The sequence below is a fragment of the Ancylobacter polymorphus genome (assembly GCF_022836935.1).
Lineage (GTDB): Bacteria > Pseudomonadota > Alphaproteobacteria > Rhizobiales > Xanthobacteraceae > Ancylobacter > Ancylobacter polymorphus_A.
This window is the reverse complement of sequence record NZ_CP083239.1, coordinates 3,919,532-3,933,323: the sequence shown is the minus strand read 5'-3', so window position 1 is coordinate 3,933,323 and position 13,792 is coordinate 3,919,532. Positions and strand designations below refer to the sequence as shown.

The window sequence follows — 13,792 nt, the reverse complement described above, 5'->3', positions numbered from 1 at the left end:
CCTCGCCTCAGCGCTCCGTCCGAGCCGCGTCGCGCGCGCTGAGCCGGTGCGCTAGACGCAGGGCCTCGATCAAGCTGGACGGGTCGGCGCGCCCCGTCCCGGCAAGCGCGAAGGCTGTACCATGGTCGGGCGAAGTGCGTACGAAGGGCAGGCCCAGGGTCACATTGACCGCGCGGTCGAAGGCCAGCGCCTTGGCCGGCGCCAGCACCTGGTCGTGATAGGCTCCAATGGCGGCGTCATAGGTGGCGCGGGCGGCCGCATGGAACAGCGTGTCTGCCGGAAGCGGTCCGCGCGCGTCGATGCCCTCCTGCCGCAACGCTTCGACGGCCGGACGAGTGATCTCCTCATCCTCGCGCCCCAGCGTGCCCTCTTCGCCCGCATGTGGGTTCAGTCCGCAAATGGCGAGGCGAGGCGCCTCGATGCCGAAGCGGTGCCGGAGATCATAGGCGGTGATGCGGGCGGTCTCGACGATCAATTCGCGCGTCAGCAGGCGCGGCACCTCGGCGAGCGGCACGTGGATCGTGGCGGGGATAACGGCGAGTTCCGGCGACCAGATCATCATGACCGGGCGCGGGGCGGGCGTGCCGGCGAGATGCGCGAGATATTCGGTGTGGCCGGGAAAGGCGAAGCCGTCGGCGTAGAGTACCGCCTTCGAGATTGGATTGGTCACCACCGCGCTTGCACGTCCGGCTTTCACCAAGGCGACGGCGCCATCAATCGCCGCGCGGGCAGAGGGCGCGCTGGTCTCATCCGGATGGCCCGGCGCAGCGGTGACGGCCGGCCCCGCGCTGACGATCGGAAGCGCATCTGGAAAGAGGGTGGCAGCCTCTTCCGGTTCGCATTCGCGCACCGGCACGTCGAGGCCGAGCGCAGCCGCCCGACGGCGAAGCACCGCCGCATCGCCGACGGCGAAAAAGGCTGGCAGGCTGCGTTGCTGGCGGATCAGCCAGGCCGCGAGCGTGATGTCAGGGCCAATGCCGGCCGGCTCGCCCAAAGTGAGCGCCAGAGCGGGCGGGGGTGCCATGCGCCGCTCAGCGGTACTGGATCATGGCGGATTTGCGCGCCTCGTCGAGGAGCTTGCGCGACACCGCTTCGAACTGCTTGTTCTCCAGTTCCGCGCGGATCTCGCGCTTCTGGGCGCTTTCCCCGACCACTTCGCGTCGGTTGCAGATGGCGATCATCTCGATGCCGGCGCGGGTGACCTCCGGGGCGGTCAACTGGCCGACCGGCGTGTCATCCATGATCTTGCGCACCGGCGCGCTCATATCGGCCGAGGTGCGGATGACGGGATCGCGGACGACGGTCTCGCGCATGCCGCGCGCCGTCTGGACGCCGGCCTCGCAATCGGTGAACTGCTTGCGCAGGGTGTTGGCTTCCGCCATGCGCTGCGAACGCTCGCCAGGGTTGGCGGTACGCCCGACCACGAGCACGATCTGGCGCACGGTGTATTCCGTGGTGCGCTGGGCGCGGGTGAGATCCTCACCCTTCGACTGAAGCGCCGCGAAGACGTCCGAGTCCCGAATGGTGGCGACCGATGAGAAGCGGCCGCGCACATAGTTGTTCCAGACATAGTCGGCGCGCATCTTGGTCTTGAGCATACCGGCGTCGAGGCCGGACTGCGCCAGGGCCTGGGTCAGCTGCTCGGGCGTACGTCCGCTACGGCTGCCCATGCGGGCAAACATCTTGTCGACTTCGTCCTTGTCCGCCGTGACGCCGAAGCGCTCGGCGGTGACGATCTTGAGGCGCTCGTCGATCAGGTCCTCAAGCGCCTGCTTCTGCGTCAGCGTCTGTCGCTCGGTGAGCTGGGCGAGTTTGATGCGCTGGGCGACATCGAAGCTGGTGATGGGCTGGCCCTGGACGAGCACAAGTATCTGCTGGGCCTGGGCGGGAGCCGGCAGAAGCGGCGAGCAGGCGACGAGCGCGCAGCCGAAGAGGAGCGCGCGAACGAACGGGCCGACGACCCGATGACGACTGGCTGGCCAGCCATCCCGTCTCAAAGACCCTGCCCGCATTTTCTCTCCATCCTGGCGATCACAGCGGCGTTCCGTACATCCACCGAGCGCTGCCCCGCTGTTCTTGTCGGCGGATGTGGCGTCAATACGACCCCGCCGTCAATTGCTGCTGCTGTTCGAACCGACATTGGTCGAGAAGCCCGCTTCACCCAGCGTTTTCAACGTGAAGGTGAGAAGCACCGTGTCCACGCGCTGCCGGTTTCCGCTCTCGGTGTAGTCCGAGCGATAGCTGAGCGCGATGCCGAAGCACTCATCGATATAGGAGATGCCAAACAGGGTGAAGTCGATCTCGTCGAGGTTGAGATTGTAGCGGGCGGCCGCTTGCAGGCTCCAGTTATCGTTGAGCTTCAGTGTGCCCGTGCCGAGAATGCCCTCGCGTTCCTCGTAATAACCGAGCAGCGGCTGGGCCGTGTAGAGGCCGTAAAGGGCAGAAACCGTCAGCTTCTTGTTGATGACGGCCCGTCCTTCGACTTCGTAACGTTCGACCGACCAGTCGGTATTGTCGAAGCGGAACCGGTTGACGAGCGAGAAATTATCCGTCGGCTGGTAATAGAGCCGCGCCACATAGTCGGAGGCGTCATCCTCAAGGCCGGATTCGGCACCCGTGTTGGCCATATCGTAATTGGCGTAGGAGTTGGTGCCGAACAGCTGGTAGGACTGCCCGAACAGAGCATTGATCTGGCCGCCGTCGTTGAAATTGGCGGTGTACTGGATGCCGACGTTGGCGCGGCCGCCGCCTTCGACGCGGTCATAGCCGGAATATTTGTTGATCTCGAACAGGTTGGTGTCGTCGAAGATCAAGCTCTGGGCGTCTTCGTTCGGCAGCTGGCCGATATGGGTCTCGTCCGGGCGGACGATGACCTGAGCGATCGGCTGGATCGTTTGCGTTCCCCAGCTCTGCACCGCGATGAAGGGGTAGCGGTACTCGAGACCGACGGCGGGCATGGCGCGCACGAGCTGCGTGTCGCCGCCGGTGCCGAGCCAAGGCTCGTCTTCCGTCTGGGCCTGCACCGAGGCAACGTCGAGCTGCATGTTGAAGAACGGCGTCCAGGTCTGGCCGGCCTGGTCGATGAACGTGCGGCGCCAGTCGACCACGCCCGACAGGCGGCTGTAGCTGCCGACCATGCCGCGCATCAGGCACGCATCGCGCAGGTTTGCGCCAGCCGCGGCAACACGGGTGAGGTCGCACTGGTTGGTCGGCCCGTCATAAAGCTCGGGCACGAGCGGCGCATAGGCAGCGGAGGTCGCGCGCAGGTCGATCTCGTCGCGCGTCAGGCTCGTGAAGTTCACGTCATAGCTGAGCTGGCCGCCGAATACGGAATCGCCCAGCGTCTTGCTGTAGTCCAGCACCGGGTGGATGACCGGCTGCTGAGCCTCGACGTCATAGGAGGTCAGGCCGGTGAAATACATCGCCCGGAGGTCGAAATAGGAGCGGTCGCCCTGGCCGACGAGGTAGATCTGCGAGGTGACCTCGCGCGTCGTCGCGCTGATCAGATTGTAGTCCTGGAGGAAGGTCTGGTCTGACATCAGCCAGCCGTCCCAGCCCCAGTACCAATTCTCGTTGATATTGAAGCGGCCATGCGTCTCGAGCACACCGCGCTGGTCGCGATCGCCGGGCTGACCATTGAACGCGTCCCTGTCCATCTGGTCGATGCCAGCGGCGCGGATGCTGTAGGTGCCGGTCTCCAGCCTGTGCCGGAATTCGGCGTCCATCAGAACGCCCTGCTTGGAGACGATGAGCGGCGAGAACGTCACGTCCATATTGGGCGCGATGTTCCAGAAATACGGAATGGTGGCGCCGAAGCCGATCTCCGACGTGTTCACGAATTGCGGAATTAGGAAGCCGGACTTGCGCTTCACCGTCGGATCGGGCGCTTCGAGATAAGGAGCCCACGCGATCGGGATGCCCAGGAACTCAAGCCGGGCGTCCTCGAAATAGATCGTCTGCTCTTTTTCCTTATGAATGATCTTCGCCGCCTTCACCTGCCACATGGGCGGCTTTTGCGGGTTCTCCTTACAGGGTTCGCACGGCGTGTAGGCGCCGCTCGTCAGGATCGTGGTGTCGCCATTCTCGCGGTCAGCGCGGGAGGCCACGAAATGCATGTCCTGCGGCGAATCAATGCGCAGGGAATTGACGAACCCGTTGCTGAAGTCCTGTGACAGATCGAGATTGTCGGCGGCGATGACCGTGCCGTCCTTGTCCTTCAGGCGGACGCCGCCTTCCGCACGCAGTCGGTTGGCGTTGCGGTCATACACGACGCGTCGCGCCTCAAGCACGGCGCCATCGTAATAAATCTGGACGTTGCCGTCAGCGATCACCTCGTTGCGGGTGTTGTCGTAGACAAGCTGGTCGGCGGTCACCAGCATCTTGGCGTTGGGATCGGTCTGGCGTGTGACCAGGCCGCCCGCAAGGCCGGCCGGCTGGGCGGCGGACGGCTGGGGCGAGGTTTGGGCTGCCGTGGGCTGGGCAGCCGTCATCTGGGCAAGCGCAGGCGACGTCGGGCCGAGGGCGACCAACGCAACGGAGCTGAACACAAACGCGCAGGCAGACTGACGCAGGCGACGTTTCAGTCGCGGGATCGCCGAATCTGCCTGGCCGGCTAGCACAGTGCCGACCTTCATCCGTCCTCCCGGTGAAGCAGGATGAGAATACCCATCAATGCCCCTACGACCGCTGGAAACCACGCTGCGATAATGGGATGCACAATCCCGGCCTCACCGAGGTCCTCGGCGAGCTTGGTGAAAACATAAAGCAGAAAGCCGGCGGCGACGCCACCGAGAATCGTCTGGCCGATGCCGCCGAACCGGAACACGCGCAGGCTGACCGAAGCCGCGATGAGCACCATCGCCAGCAACAGCGCGGGTCTGGCGAGGAGGCTTTGGTACTGCAGCCGGTAGCGTTCAGCGCCAAATCCCACCCGCGTTGCCGCGTCGATGGCGGCCGGGAGATCCCAAAACGGGACGGTCTCGCTCTGAAGCGATTCCTGAACCTGGTTCGGGGTGAGATTGGTGGCCAGCATGTAGACGTCGTACTCCTGCAAACCTATTGCTGGAGTTAATACGTGTGCATTTTCCAGCCGCCAGGCGCCGGGATCAAGGATGGCGCGACGGGCTTCGATGCGCTCCAGGAGCTTGTCCTTGTCGTCAAACAGGAACACGTTGACGCTGGTCAGTTCGCGCCCGCCATCGCTGGTCGCGGCCGCCTGGATGATCGCCTGCCCGTCGACGCTCTGCTGGCGCAGCCAGAAGCCGCTGCGGCCGGCCGAGAAGAGACCGGTCTGGCGGTTGAAGATTTCCGCCTCCAGACGGCTCGCGCGCTCCTTGAAGACGGCGGACATCGGATTGTAGACCGTTGTGGAAAACGTGCCGAGCGCCACCGCGATCAGTGCCGCCGGGGCGATGAACTGCCAGGCGGAAATGCCGGCCGCGCGCGCCACGACCAGTTCCAGCCGTCGCGACAGCGTGAGGAATGTGCCGATGGCGCCGAACAGCACGGCGAAGGGCAGCAGCTGCTCCGTGAAGAACGGCATGCGGTAGAACACTAGCAGCAGCAGCGTGCCGAAATCGACATCGCGCTCGCCCACGCGGCGGGAGAGTTCGAGCAGGTCGATGAGCATGATGAGGCTGGCGCAGCCGAGGAAGATGCCCATCACCGCCGAGATGAACCGGCGTCCGAAATAGAATCCCAGCGTGGGGCCGATCATGCCGCCGCTCCGCTGCCGGTGGTGTTTTTGCGATGACGCATCGGCGGCTCAGTTCACGGTAGCGCGTGCGACACGCTGGGCAAGGCGGTCGATCCGGATGCGAATCGCTTCCGGCATCCGCGGCTTGAAACGCCCGCTCAGCGAGGCCATCGCTCCAAGGATGAACAAGATAGGCACGAGGTAGACGACCGGAATCAGGGCCGGCTCGGTGCGTACCTGGTTGATCAATCCGAAGCTCGTTACCTGCAGGAAGATGATGAAGGGCGCGGTGCCCGCCAGGGCGAGGCCGCGTCCCTCGCGCGTCGTGCGCGGTTCAGCAAGGGCAGCGCAGGCAATGGCGAAGAAGGCAAGCACGTAAAACGGCAGCGAGAGCCTGCGGTGCAGTTCCTCGGTGAAGCGGCCCGTGCCTTCGAGCCGCACGACGATGTCCTTGGGGTCCGGGCTCCAGAGATCGGCGAACGGTCTCTCCGGCGCCCGATAGACGGTGGTCTCGCCGCTCGTGGTGAAAGGGGAGAGATCGAAGGCATAGCGCTGGAACTCGACGACATTGCTGTCGGCCTTGCCGGGCGTGCGCCGGTGAATGGCACCGTCTTCGAGCACGAGGAACGTGCCTTCAGCCGAGTCGATCACCTGTCCGCGTTCGGCGAGATAGGTGTTCACCTGCTTGGGATCACGCGCGTCATTGATGAAGATGCCACCCAGCACGCCGTTGGCGTTGCGCTCGCGCACATGGAACACCATGCCTTGGGACAGGGTGGTGAAACGGCCGGGCTGAGCGATGAAGGCGACCACATCCGCGCGCACGCGGGTGATCTCGTAGCGGAACTGGCGCATCGCCGCCGGTACGAGTTCCATCGACAGCGCGGCGCAGCCCGCCGCCACCAGCAGCGCCAGAATCACCAGAGGACGCAGGAAGCGCCAGGTCGAGATGCCGGCCGCGCTCGCCACCACGATTTCGGAATCGCTGTTCATGCGGAAGAGCGTCTGCGCCACCGCCATGAACAGAGCCGCCGGCGCTAGGCCGAGAATAAGGGCGGGGAGAGCGAGGGCCGTGATGAGGACGAAGGCGAGGATCGTCTGGCCCTGCGTCGTCATGATGTCGAGTTCACGCAGGGCCTGCGTCACCCAGATCATGGCGGTCAGCACGAGCAGCGTCCCGAGAAACGCGGTCACGGCCGATCGGAACACATAGCGATCCAGGCGGTTCATCCAGCGGCTATCCTGATCCCTGTCGACGACTGCCCGCTGCCCCGGCGTGGCCATGCTTGTGCACGATGCATAATTGCCTGGGCCTTCCGGCGCAAATCGGGCGGAGCCGCGTCCCCCACACGACCCGTTTGAGGCTCGTGCCCTGTCGCTCATTCGGCTAAAGAGAAACGAACCGAGCCGCGACAACTCAAGGTGCCCCGATGCCCGACCATGTGAAGATCAGTTTTGCCAAGCTCCCGGCCCGCCTGGAGGGGCTCGTCGTCGTTCTCGCCGCCGAGCCGGTGGAAGGGGACGCGCCAGCCTTCGCGGGGCCGGTCGAAGCGCTGCTTGCTCCCTCCTCCGCTCAGTTGACGAGCGCGATGCAGGCCGAGCGCTTCACCGGGAAGTCCGGCAAGGGGATTGATCTTCTGGCGCCGGTGGGGCTCGACGCTTCCCGCCTTCTCGTCATGGGCGTTGGCAAGCCCGCCGACCTCAAGGCGTTCGATTGGCTGAAGCTGGGCGGAGCCATCATGGGCCGCCTGCCGGCTGGGACAAAGGATGTCAGCGTCGTTCTCGCGCTGCCGGGTAGCGAAGTGCCGGGCGATGCCGCGGCCGAATTGGCGCTTGGCCTGCGCCTGCGCGCCTATGCCTTCGACCGCTACAAGACGAAGAAGAAGCCGGACGAGGCGACCGCGAAGCCGAAAGTGACTCTTTATATAGCGGACGATTCCGCCGCGAAGCGCGCCTGGAAGAAGCGCGAGGGCATTGGCGAGGGTGTGGTGATCGCCCGCGATCTCGTGAACGAGCCGGCCAATGTGCTCACCCCGACCGAATTCGCCAAGCGCGCGGGCGACCTCGCCAAGGTGGGCGTGGATGTCGAGGTGCTGGGCGAGAAGGACCTGAAGAAGCTCGGCATGGGCGCGCTGCTCGGCGTCGGTCAGGGGTCGGGCGAGGAGAGCCGCGTCGTGGTGATGCGGTGGAACGGTGGCAAGGCGGACGAGGCGCCGGTGGCCTTCGTCGGCAAGGGCGTGGTCTTCGACACCGGTGGCATTTCCATCAAGCAGGCCGCCGGCATGGAGGACATGAAGGGCGATATGGCGGGTGCCGCCTGCGTCGTCGGGTTGATGCATGCGCTGGCCAGCCGCAAGGCCAAGGCCAATGTGGTCGGTCTCATCGGCCTCGTCGAGAACATGCCCGACGGCAAGGCGCAGCGCCCCGGCGACATCGTCACCTCCATGTCGGGCCAGACCATCGAGATCATCAATACCGATGCCGAAGGCCGGCTCGTGCTCGGCGACGTGCTCTGGTACGCCAAGGAGCGGTTCAAGCCGCAATTCATGGTGGACCTTGCCACGCTCACCGGCGCCATCATCGTCGCGCTCGGCACCGAGCATGCGGGCCTGTTCTCCAACAACGACACGCTGGCCGAACGACTCACGGATTCGGGGCTGACAACGGGCGAGAAGGTGTGGCGCCTGCCGCTTTCCGCCGACTACGACAAGCTGATCGATTCGAAGTTCGCCGACATGAAGAACACGGGCGGGCGGTTCGGCGGCTCGATCACCGCCGCTCAGTTCATCCAGCGTTTTGTCGGCGATGTGCCGTGGGCACATCTCGACATCGCCGGCACGGCCATGTCCTCGCCCGCCACCGAGTTCAACCGCAGCTGGGGCTCGGGCTGGGGCGTGCGTCTGCTCGACGATCTGGTGGCCCGTCACTACGAATCGTGATCCGCGTTGAGAAAACGCGGCCGGATCAACGGGGGAGGGGACATTGAGCGACGTGTTCTTCTATCACCTGCAGAACCGGCCGCTCGACGCTGCCTTGCCTCAGCTTCTGGAGAAGTGCCTGGAGCGGGGCTGGCGCTGCGCGGTGCAGGCGACCTCCACCGAGCGCATCGAGGCGCTGGACGCGCTGCTGTGGACCTATGACGACGCAGCCTTCCTGCCGCATGGCACCGACCGCCAGGGCGAGCCGGCCCGACAGCCCATCCTGCTCACCACGGAAGAATCGAATCTCAACGGCGCCGTGGTGCGCTTTCTCATTGATGGCGCAGTGATTCCCGATACGGGCATCTACCAGCGGGTGATCCATCTCTTTGACGGCAACGATTCCGAAGCCGTCGAACCTGTCCGCCAGGCGTGGCGCGCGGCGAAGGCCGAAGGTCACGACGTGACCTACTGGCAGCAGGACGAGAACGGGCGCTGGCAGCGCCGCTGATTGCGGCCCACGCGTGGCACTGGTCGCCACATTCTGCAGCGCCCAGCGGCGAAGAATTCGGGCGCGTGCCCGTTAACCCCTGATTTACCAAGGCTTTTGACGGGGTTTCCGCCAGTCCGGCGGTCGGCACGTGCGGTGTGAGAATTGTGTCTCGACAGCAACACATCGTGGCGGAATGGGCGCTGAGGGCCCTTTGGCGCCACTTTGGCTTTGCGCCGTCCGGTGGTTTCGAACAGTATCGCTGTGGGTGCCGCGCCGTGCGGCGGGTCCTGACAATCGAAAACCCAACATTGGTCCAATTTGGGGGAGAATGAAATTGAAGACGGTCATTAAGAATGTGCTGCTCGGCTCGGTCGCCGGGCTTGCGATGGTCGGGACTGCTGCGGCGGCCGATCTGCCTGTGAAGGCGAAGGCTGCGGAATATGTGAAGATCTGCTCCACCTACGGCGCGGGCTTCTACTACATCCCGGGCACCGATACCTGCCTGAAGGTCGGCGGCTACGTGACGGCCGACACCTACTACACCAAGGTCGAGCGCACTGTTAGCGCCTACGAAGTTGGCGAAGGCTTCTTCCGTTACACCGGTAAGCCGGATGGTCAGTTCGACTTCTACAGCCGCGCCGCTGTTCAGCTCGACGCTCGCACCCAGACCGAATACGGCACCCTGCGTTCCTACATCGAAGCTCGCTTCGAGCAGGGGCAGAACTACGGCTACGGTCTGACCGACGACGGCACCACCTCGGCGGTCTTCTCGGACACCACGCGTAACCGCGCTGTCCTGAAGTACGGCTATATCCAGTTCGCGGGCTTCACCTTCGGTCAGGCCACTTCGGCCTTCGACTTCTGGGCTGGTGACGGCTGGTACGGCATCCGTCCGGGTAACTTCTACTCGGATCAGTCGCTCAACGTGATCCAGTACACCGCTGACTTCGGCAATGGCTTCTCGGCGACCATCGCCCTCGAAGACGGTCAGGCTCGCGAAGACGACTACGGCTTCGGCGATTTCACGCCGTTCGGTGGTTCGTTCACGACCCAGGGCCAGCAGGTTCCGGATATCGTCGCGAACATTGCCTATGAAGGCACCTGGGGTGCGTTCAAGATCTCCGGTGCTTACCACAACATCGGCGATGTTTACTATGTAGGCCTCGGTGGCACGGGCTTCATCTCGAGCGCCGACGACTCCGGCTGGGCCGCTCTCGCTGGTGTGCGCTTCGACTTCGCTGAGACCACCACCCTGTACGTCGAAGGCGCTTACTCCAAGGGCGCTCCGGGCTATCTCGGCCTCGCCGGCGCTCTCCCGGTTGTCGACTACTACGGTGACGGCGTCGCCGGCTGGTACGTCGGTGGTTCGCTGACCCACTACTGGACGCCCGCCGTCTTCACCACCCTCGTGGGTAGCTACACCGCTTCCGACGATTACGCGGTTGACAACATCAATAGCATCGACTTCACCGGCTACAACGTCGGCGTGAACATCGGTTGGAAGCCGGTCAAGGGCTTGACCCTCGTCCTGCAGTACGACTACCTGTCGGCCGAATACAGCGGTGGCAATTCCTACTTCGGCACCTCTGTGACCGACACCACCGAGCAGAACCGCGTCACCTTCTCGGCGAAGCGTTCTTTCTGATCCCTTCTAGGATCGGTTCTACGGAAAGCCCCGGCCTTGTGCCGGGGCTTTTTGCTTTTGGGCATCGTGCGATGCGGTTTTCACCGCAATCGGTCGGCGGGCGATCCTGTCACGCGTATGCGACATCGCGCCATGCGAGAAGCCTCGCACGGCGTCTACCTATTTCTCAGAAAATGAAAGTCCACTTCAGCCCGGTATTCCGGCTTTGTGCGCGGCGTTGCGGCTAGAGCGTTGTCGAGTGAAGTGGATACCGGTTCACGTGAAGAAAACGCGACAAAACAAAGAATTAGATCATTTCACTGTTTCCGTGAAACAGTGAAATGCTCTAGGAGGCCATGGCCTCGTCAAGCGCGGCCGAGGCGTCGAGCCAGTCTTCCTCTGCCTTCGCCAGCGCATCCGCCGCCGCGCTGCGCTCACGCGCCAGACGCTGCGCCTCCAGCGGCGCCCGCGTATACAGCGTGTCGTCGGCGAGCTTGGCGTCGAGCGTGCTGAGGCTGCGTTCCAGCTTGGCAATCGTCGCCTCGAGATCCTTGATCCGCTTGCGCAGCGGCGCCGTCTCGCTGCGCCGATCCGCCGCCTGCCGCCGTTCATCGGCGCGGGTGCCTGACGCCTCCTTGCGCGACGCAGAGGCGGTGCGACCGACGACGAGGCGCTGATATTCGTCGAGATCCCCGTCATAGGGGCGCACCGTCCCCTCCGCCACCAGCCACAAACGCTCGGCGGAGGCGTCGAGGAGGGTGCGGTCGTGACTGATGAGGATGACGGCGCCGGGAAAATCGTTGATCGCCTCAATCAGCGCCTGCCGCGCCGCGATGTCGAGATGGTTGGTCGGTTCGTCCAAAATCAACAGATGCGGACCATGAAAAGCGGCGAGGCCGAGCAGCAGCCGCGCCTTCTCGCCGCCCGACAGCGCCGCGATGATCGTATTGGCCGTCGCGCCGGAAAAGCCCATTTCCGCCGCGCGCGAGCGCACCTTGGCTTCCGGTGCCTCCGGCATCAGCCGGCGCACATGGTCGTAAACGGTCTCATTGGCGACCAACTCGTCGAGTTGGTGCTGGGCGAGATAGGCGATGTCGAGCCCGGCCGCACGCACGATGCTGCCGCCCAGAGGGGCAAGCCGGCCGGAAATCAGCTTGGCAAACGTGGACTTGCCGTTTCCGTTCGGCCCGAGCAGGGCGATGCGGTCGTCATGGTCGATGCGCAGCGTGAGGTTGCGCAGCACCGGCTTGCCGGGCGTATAGCCGGCCGAAACGCCGTCCAGGGTCAGGATCGGCGGCGAGGGAATGCGCTCGGGATGGCGGATGGAGATCGCCGCCGCCTGTTCGCTCGCGGCTTCCGCGATCGGCGCCATGCGGGCCAGCGCCTTCAGCCGCGATTGCGCCTGCTTCGCCTTGGTCGCCTTGGCGCGGAAGCGCTCGACAAAGGCTTCCATATGCTTGCGCTTGGCTTCCTGCTTCGCCCGCGCCTTCTGGTCGACCACCTGCTTCTCGGCGCGCTGGCGCTCGAAGGAATCATACCCGCCGCGCCAAAGGGTTAGCTTGCCCTGGTCGAGATGCAGGATGAAGCCAACCGACTGGTTGAGCAGTTCGCGGTCATGGCTGACGATGAGCACGGTGCGGGGGTAGCGGGACAGGAAGTCCTGCAGCCACAGCGTGCCTTCAAGGTCGAGATAGTTGGTCGGTTCGTCCAGCAGCAGCAGGTCCGGCTCGGCAAAGAGCAGGGCAGCCAGCGCCACGCGCATGCGCCAGCCGCCGGAAAACTCCGAACAGGCGCGCTGCTGGGCGGCATCATCGAAGCCGAGGCCGGCGAGAATGCGGGCAGCGCGTGCGGGCGCAGCGTGCGCGTCGATGTCGACCAGACGCAGCTCGATCTCGGCGATGCGCGCGGGATCGGTGGCTTTCTCGCGTTCCTTCAAAAGCTTGGCGCGTTCCGTGTCCGCCGCCAGCACCACGTCGATCAGCTTCTCCGGTCCGGCTGGCGCCTCCTGCGCCACCTGGCCGATGCGCGCAGCGGCGGGGATGCGGATATCTCCGCTTTCCAGCTCCAATTCGCCTGTAATGGCGCGAAAAAGCGTGGTTTTGCCGGTGCCGTTGCGGCCGACGAGGCCGATCCGCGCGCCTTCCGGCAGCGCCACCGAGGCGTGGTCGATCAGAAGCCGACCGGCGATGCGGAGCGAGATATCGTCGAGAATGATCATGCCCGTCTTGTGCCGCGCCGGCGGTCCGTCGGCAAGAGTAACGGCGCGCGGCGCCTAGCCTTGGCGGGAGAAGCCGCTCGCGCGCTGGAAAGCGACGAGATCGAGCGAAGGCGCGGCGTCATTACCGAGCAAGCCACTGATAAGACAGTGAACCTGGCCGCGGTGATGGGTCTGGTGATTGAACACATGGTCGAGAATGGTCGCCAGAACCTGGGTGAAGCGGGTGCCGTTGACGGTGACATAGCTGTGCTCGGCCACCAGTGTCGCTGCGTCGAGCCCATCGACATAGGCGGCGATTCGAGCATCCTCGGCCGTGCGGGCCGGCGCCAATTCCGTCAGCGTTTCGAACAGGATAGCGTCGAGACCCGCCGGTTCCATGCCGGTGCCGGTGAGCCGGCGCATCCACAATCGGTCGCCCACGAGGAGATGGTTCAGCGTGCCATGCACCGAGCCGAAAAACGCGCCGCGCGCGGCCCGGTACTGCGCGTCGCTGAGCTGGGACGCGGCCGCCAAAAGCCGTTGATTGGCCCATGCATTATAGGCGGCGAAGGTGCGGTAGCGGTGCGTGACCAGCTGTTCCAACGTCTCGGGCAGCGGCGAGGTCGGGATGAGGGCACTCCCGGTGAAGGCCGGCGCATGGGCGCGCCGAAAAGGGCCGGCAGTGTGCAACAGCTTGGCGGTGCTGACTAATTCGGAAGGATGATGGTTTCTATCAGCTTCGCCGAAGCGGGCATGGAGGAGGGGAGAAACGCCCCGGCCTCGCGCAGCGCGGCCGGGGCGTTCAGCCTTCAGCCTCCGCCGGGTCGGCGGGAACGGCGGCTGCCATTGGCTGTTTCCGTTTCCG

Annotated in this window: 10 protein-coding genes; 3 read left to right on the top strand and 7 right to left on the bottom strand. The window is 64.8% G+C overall.

Annotation, left to right across the window (positions count from 1 at the left end; translation table 11 throughout):
* Positions 1-7 precede the first annotated feature (7 nt).
* The 5 genes from pdxA to lptF all read right to left on the bottom strand — a co-directional run bounded on the left by pdxA (position 8) and on the right by lptF (position 6,925).
* Positions 8-1,024: a 4-hydroxythreonine-4-phosphate dehydrogenase PdxA gene (gene pdxA / locus K9D25_RS18790; protein WP_244377284.1), complete on the bottom strand. Its 1,017-nt coding sequence runs from the start codon at positions 1,022-1,024 to the stop codon at positions 8-10.
* A gap of 7 nt (positions 1,025-1,031) precedes the next feature.
* Complete coding sequence (locus tag K9D25_RS18785; protein ID WP_244377282.1) at positions 1,032-1,865, bottom strand: SurA N-terminal domain-containing protein; 834 nt, start codon at positions 1,863-1,865, stop codon at positions 1,032-1,034.
* Positions 1,866-2,111: 246 nt separating this feature from the next.
* Positions 2,112-4,697 carry an LPS-assembly protein LptD gene (locus tag K9D25_RS18780; RefSeq protein ID WP_244377280.1) on the bottom strand — a complete coding sequence of 862 codons (2,586 nt, stop codon included), beginning with the start codon at positions 4,695-4,697 and terminating at the stop codon, positions 2,112-2,114.
* Positions 4,631-5,716 carry an LPS export ABC transporter permease LptG gene (gene lptG, locus K9D25_RS18775; RefSeq protein ID WP_244377278.1) on the bottom strand — a complete coding sequence of 362 codons (1,086 nt, stop codon included), beginning with the start codon at positions 5,714-5,716 and terminating at the stop codon, positions 4,631-4,633. The genes K9D25_RS18780 and lptG overlap by 67 nt, the downstream gene beginning before the upstream one ends.
* A gap of 48 nt (positions 5,717-5,764) precedes the next feature.
* Positions 5,765-6,925: an LPS export ABC transporter permease LptF gene (gene lptF, locus K9D25_RS18770; RefSeq protein WP_244377276.1), complete on the bottom strand. Its 1,161-nt coding sequence runs from the start codon at positions 6,923-6,925 to the stop codon at positions 5,765-5,767.
* Positions 6,926-7,125: 200 nt separating this feature from the next.
* Here lptF and K9D25_RS18765 point away from each other — a divergent pair, with 200 nt between their 5' ends.
* The 3 genes from K9D25_RS18765 to K9D25_RS18755 all read left to right on the top strand — a co-directional run bounded on the left by K9D25_RS18765 (position 7,126) and on the right by K9D25_RS18755 (position 10,751).
* Entirely contained in the window at positions 7,126-8,634 is a 1,509-nt protein-coding gene (locus tag K9D25_RS18765; RefSeq protein WP_244377274.1) for a leucyl aminopeptidase, read from the top strand.
* A 43-nt stretch (positions 8,635-8,677) separates the two neighbouring features.
* Positions 8,678-9,124, top strand: a complete 447-nt coding sequence (locus tag K9D25_RS18760) for a DNA polymerase III subunit chi (protein WP_244377272.1) — start codon at positions 8,678-8,680, stop codon at positions 9,122-9,124.
* A 310-nt stretch (positions 9,125-9,434) separates the two neighbouring features.
* The gene (locus K9D25_RS18755) at positions 9,435-10,751 is read left to right on the top strand and encodes a porin (RefSeq protein ID WP_244377270.1); all 1,317 of its coding nucleotides are present in this window, start codon (positions 9,435-9,437) and stop codon (positions 10,749-10,751) included.
* A 325-nt stretch (positions 10,752-11,076) separates the two neighbouring features.
* Here K9D25_RS18755 and K9D25_RS18750 read toward each other — a convergent pair whose 3' ends face one another.
* Both K9D25_RS18750 and K9D25_RS18745 read right to left on the bottom strand, forming a co-directional pair.
* Positions 11,077-12,948: an ABC-F family ATP-binding cassette domain-containing protein gene (locus K9D25_RS18750; RefSeq protein ID WP_244377268.1), complete on the bottom strand. Its 1,872-nt coding sequence runs from the start codon at positions 12,946-12,948 to the stop codon at positions 11,077-11,079.
* 54 nt (positions 12,949-13,002) lie between these two features.
* Positions 13,003-13,530, bottom strand: coding sequence for a DinB family protein (locus K9D25_RS18745; RefSeq protein WP_244450917.1), 528 nt, complete (start codon positions 13,528-13,530; stop codon positions 13,003-13,005).
* Between the last annotated feature and the right edge of the window lie 262 nt (positions 13,531-13,792).

Coding starts and splice junctions, on each gene's coding strand:
- pdxA (WP_244377284.1), bottom strand. CDS start 1,024: ATGGCACCCCCGCCCGCTCTGGCGCTCACTTTGGGCGAGCCGGCCGGC.
- lptG (WP_244377278.1), bottom strand. CDS start 5,716: ATGATCGGCCCCACGCTGGGATTCTATTTCGGACGCCGGTTCATCTCG.
- lptF (WP_244377276.1), bottom strand. CDS start 6,925: ATGAACCGCCTGGATCGCTATGTGTTCCGATCGGCCGTGACCGCGTTT.
- K9D25_RS18765 (WP_244377274.1), top strand. CDS start 7,126: ATGCCCGACCATGTGAAGATCAGTTTTGCCAAGCTCCCGGCCCGCCTG.
- K9D25_RS18755 (WP_244377270.1), top strand. CDS start 9,435: ATGAAATTGAAGACGGTCATTAAGAATGTGCTGCTCGGCTCGGTCGCC.
- K9D25_RS18750 (WP_244377268.1), bottom strand. CDS start 12,948: ATGATCATTCTCGACGATATCTCGCTCCGCATCGCCGGTCGGCTTCTG.